We start from the raw sequence: 4195 nt of genomic DNA on the forward strand, positions 1-4195 counted from the left end.
CGGGAAAAATGGGAAGCTAATAATCGGGGCGATGATGCGGAAGCTGGCGCAGGTGGCGTATGGCGTCCTGAAATCAGGACGCCCTTTCGATGCCACTCAGCATATGGAAAATGCTTGCGTGGCATAACAGTATCTACAATTAACGTAGGCCTGCGCAAGCGTAGCGCCGCCGGGCAATAAAAAAAGCCGGAGCTAGCTCCGGCTTTTTCGTTTATTTCACCTGCTGACCAGGCTGTGCACCGCTGTCCGGGCTTAACAGGAAGATATCTTTCCCGCCAGGGCCTGCGGCCATCACCATGCCTTCAGAAATGCCGAAGCGCATTTTGCGTGGGGCCAGGTTCGCGACCATCACGGTCAGGCGACCAATCAGCGCTTGCGGATCTGGATACGCGGAACGAATGCCGGAGAAGACGTTACGCTTCTCGCCGCCCAGGTCCAGCGTCAGTTGCAGCAGCTTGTCAGAGCCTTCTACGAACCGGGCGTTTTCAATCAGCGCGATACGCATATCGACTTTCGCGAAATCATCAAAAGTGATGGTTTCCTGAATCGGATCGTCCGCCAGCGGGCCGGTCACCGGGGTGCTGTTCAGGGCTTTCACTTCTTCTTTCGAAGCTTCAACCAGCGCTTCAACCTGCTTCATGTCGATGCGGTTATAGAGCGCTTTAAAGGTGTTCACCTTGTGGCTGAGTAATGGCTGCGCGATGGCATCCCAGCTCAGTTCGCTGTTGAGGAACGCTTCAGCACGTTCGGACAGCAGCGGCAGAACCGGCTTGAGATAAGTCATCAGTACGCGGAACAGGTTGATGCCCATGGAGCAGATGGATTGCAGGTCAGCATCGCGGCCTTCCTGTTTTGCCACCACCCAGGGGGCCTGTTCATCGACATAGCGGTTAGCGAGGTCAGCCAGCGCCATGATTTCGCGGATGGCTTTACCGAATTCACGGCTTTCCCACGCTTCACCGATAGTCTGTGCGGCATCGGTAAAGGTTTTGTACAGCGCCGGGTCAGCCAGCTCAGCGGCCAGTACGCCGTCGAAACGTTTGGCGATAAAGCCTGCGTTACGGGATGCCAGATTGACCACTTTGTTGACGATGTCGGCGTTCACGCGCTGGACGAAATCTTCCAGATTGAGGTCGATATCGTCGATGCGGGAAGAGAGCTTCGCGGTGTAGTAATAACGCAGGCTGTCAGCATCGAAGTGGTTCAGCCAGGTGCTGGCTTTAATGAACGTGCCGCGAGATTTGGACATCTTCGCCCCGTTCACCGTCACATAGCCGTGGACGAACAGGTTGGTTGGCTTGCGGAAACCGCTGCCTTCCAGCATGGCCGGCCAGAACAGGCTGTGGAAGTAGACGATATCTTTGCCGATGAAGTGATACAGCTCGGCATCGGAGTCTTTTTTCCAGTATTCGTCGAAGCTGGTGGTGTCGCCGCGCTTGTCGCACAGGTTTTTGAACGAGCCCATGTAGCCAATTGGCGCGTCCAGCCAGACGTAGAAATACTTGCCCGGCGCACCAGGGATTTCGAAGCCGAAGTACGGCGCATCGCGGGAGATATCCCACTGCTGCAGGCCGTGTTCAAACCACTCCTGCATCTTGTTCGCCACTTGTTCCTGCAGCGCGCCGCTGCGGGTCCAGGCTTGCAGCATTTCGCTGAACGATGGCAGGTCAAAGAAGAAGTGTTCAGATTCACGCATCACTGGCGTTGCGCCGGACACCACGGATTTCGGTTCGATAAGTTCGGTCGGGCTGTAGGTTGCGCCGCACACTTCGCAGTTGTCGCCGTACTGATCCGGGGATTTACATTTCGGGCAGGTGCCTTTGACGAAACGGTCCGGCAGGAACATGCCTTTTTCCGGATCGTAGAGCTGAGAGATGGTGCGGTTCTTAATGAAACCGTTCTCTTTCAGACGACCGTAGATAAGCTCAGACAGCTCACGGTTCTCGTCGCTGTGCGTCGAGTGGTAGTTGTCATAGCTGATGTTAAAGCCTGCAAAGTCGGTCTGATGCTCCTGACTCATTTCGGCAATCATCTGCTCCGGGGTAATACCAAGCTGCTGGGCTTTCAGCATGATTGGCGTGCCGTGGGCGTCGTCGGCGCAGATGAAATTGACCTGATGGCCGCGCATTCGCTGGTAACGGACCCAGACATCAGCCTGGATATGCTCCAGCATATGACCGAGGTGGATGGAGCCGTTGGCGTACGGCAGTGCGCACGTTACCAGAATTTTTTTCGCGACTTGAGTCATAGTGAACATTACTTCCTGCTTTTGAAAGGGGTATCGATATTACCAAACTGGCCTTTGTTGCGCTACGCAAGCAGGGCATTAATCCAGAGTTGAATAATTATTACCTGCCAGCGGTTCTCGCAGTTACAATTAGACCTTTCAGAACACCTAAAAGGAGTCGGGATGAGTTCACAATCCCAGGCCAAATCCCCGGAGCGTTTGCGTGCGATGGTTGCAGGCACGTTGGCCAATTTTCAGCACCCAACCCTGAAGCACAACCTCACCGCGCTGAAAGCGCTGCATCACGTGGCGTGGCTCGATGACACGGTGCATATCGAAATCCAGATGCCCTTCGCCTGGCACAGTGCTTTTGAAGAGCTCAAAGAGCAGTGCAGCGCTGAGCTGCTGCGCATCACCGGCGCGAAGGCTATCGACTGGAAGTTGTCGCATGCTATCGCCACGCTTAAACGCGTGAAAAACCAGCCGGGTATTAACGGCGTGAAAAACATCATTGCCGTCAGCTCAGGCAAAGGTGGCGTGGGCAAATCGTCCACGGCGGTGAACCTCGCGCTTGCGCTGGCCGCCGAAGGGGCGAAGGTGGGCATTCTGGATGCTGATATCTATGGCCCGTCCATTCCGATGATGCTGGGTGCAGAGGATCAGCGTCCGACATCGCCAGACGGCACCCACATGGCGCCGATCGTGAAATTTGGCCTGGCCACCAACTCCATTGGTTATCTGGTGACTGATGACAACGCCATGGTGTGGCGTGGCCCGATGGCGAGCAAAGCGTTGATGCAAATGCTGCAAGAAACGCTGTGGCCGGATCTGGATTATCTGGTGCTGGATATGCCGCCGGGCACCGGTGATATCCAGCTGACGCTGGCGCAAAACATTCCTGTTACCGGCGCCCTGGTGGTCACCACCCCGCAGGACATCGCGCTTATCGATGCCAAAAAAGGCATCGTGATGTTCGAAAAAGTCGAAGTCCCGGTCCTTGGCATTGTCGAAAACATGAGCATGCACATTTGCAGCAACTGCGGCCACCACGAACCGATTTTCGGCACCGGTGGGGCAGAGCGCCTGGCACAGCAGTATCACACCCAACTGTTGGGGCAAATGCCGCTGCACATCAGCCTGCGTGAAGATCTCGACCGCGGCACGCCAACCGTTGTGGCGCGTCCTGACAGTGAATTCACCAGCCTGTATCGCCAGTTGGCCGGGCGTGTTGTTGCCCAGCTGTACTGGCAAGGCGAAGTCATCCCGGGCGATATCGCGTTCCGCGCTGTCTGATTTCGTCGCGTGAAGCACCACAACAAGCCACCTTCTCAGGTGGCTTTTTTTTATCCTAAAGGGTGCAGCCCTTCCGGTGTTTTCAGCCAGCGCGGGGCTTGCATGATGTCTGCCAAAAAACTGGTGAGATCGTAGAGCAACCCTTGTAGCGTTTCATCAATGCGCAGGGTGCGCGGGCTGCCGGAGAGCAATTCGCTTAACGCGATGCAATATTCACACAGCAAGTCACTTTCCGTGTCCATTGAGGGTGAGATTTCGGGCCGAACACTGGCGGTAAACTGTTCGACCTGCGCTTCAGGGATGGGATCGTTCAGTACGGGGTGAAGCTGGCTCAGACATTGGTGCAGACGCAGATAAAGCGCTTGTTGCGTCAGCATATTCTCTTCATCCAGGGCCGTGGCTGCGAGATTTTCGCAGTGCTTTATCGCGCCGATAAAATTGCTTTCAGGCTCTACTTCAACGTACATAAGAGGGTGAGTCCAGACTGCTGGTGCTTCCATTGCGATCGCCTCCATTATGGCGTAACCACTGTTTTTATATGGGTCTTCCCCGATCATGGTGGGAGGCTCAGAACGTCATATCCAGCTTCCCGTAATGGAACATCACCCCCAGTTTAAATCGCTCCCGGTTTCGATAGCCTCTGGCCTTTATCCTTAGCAGCCTTATTTTGCTGTT

3 protein-coding genes and 1 pseudogene are annotated in these 4195 nt (G+C 55.3%); 2 read left to right on the plus strand and 2 right to left on the minus strand.

All coding sequences use genetic code 11. The features are described 5' to 3' along the window. Positions 1-127: pseudogene (locus ACRCWW_RS11390) on the plus strand (IS110 family transposase); the annotation flags it as partial. A gap of 84 nt (positions 128-211) precedes the next feature. Here the strand turns inward: ACRCWW_RS11390 and metG are convergent. Then, positions 212-2248 carry a methionine--tRNA ligase gene (gene metG / locus ACRCWW_RS11395; protein ID WP_438682523.1) on the minus strand — a complete coding sequence of 679 codons (2037 nt, stop codon included), beginning with the start codon at positions 2246-2248 and terminating at the stop codon, positions 212-214. 162 nt (positions 2249-2410) lie between these two features. Between metG and apbC the strand changes: the two genes are divergently transcribed. Then, on the plus strand, positions 2411-3520 hold the full coding sequence (gene apbC / locus ACRCWW_RS11400) for an iron-sulfur cluster carrier protein ApbC (RefSeq protein WP_438682521.1): 1110 nt from the start codon (positions 2411-2413) through the stop codon (positions 3518-3520). A gap of 50 nt (positions 3521-3570) precedes the next feature. Here the strand turns inward: apbC and ACRCWW_RS11405 are convergent, their stop codons facing one another. Continuing rightward, entirely contained in the window at positions 3571-4020 is a 450-nt protein-coding gene (locus ACRCWW_RS11405; protein ID WP_438682522.1) for a hypothetical protein, read from the minus strand. Positions 4021-4195: the final 175 nt, after the last annotated feature.

The organism is Scandinavium sp., from assembly GCF_051650185.1.
Taxonomy (GTDB): Bacteria; Pseudomonadota; Gammaproteobacteria; order Enterobacterales; family Enterobacteriaceae; genus Scandinavium.

What these genes read in the sequence shown, in the direction of transcription:
- metG (WP_438682523.1), bottom strand. Translation starts at nt 2,248, where the DNA reads ATGACTCAAGTCGCGAAAAAAATTCTGGTAACGTGCGCACTGCCGTAC.
- apbC (WP_438682521.1), top strand. Translation starts at nt 2,411, where the DNA reads ATGAGTTCACAATCCCAGGCCAAATCCCCGGAGCGTTTGCGTGCGATG.
- ACRCWW_RS11405 (WP_438682522.1), bottom strand. Translation starts at nt 4,020, where the DNA reads ATGGAAGCACCAGCAGTCTGGACTCACCCTCTTATGTACGTTGAAGTA.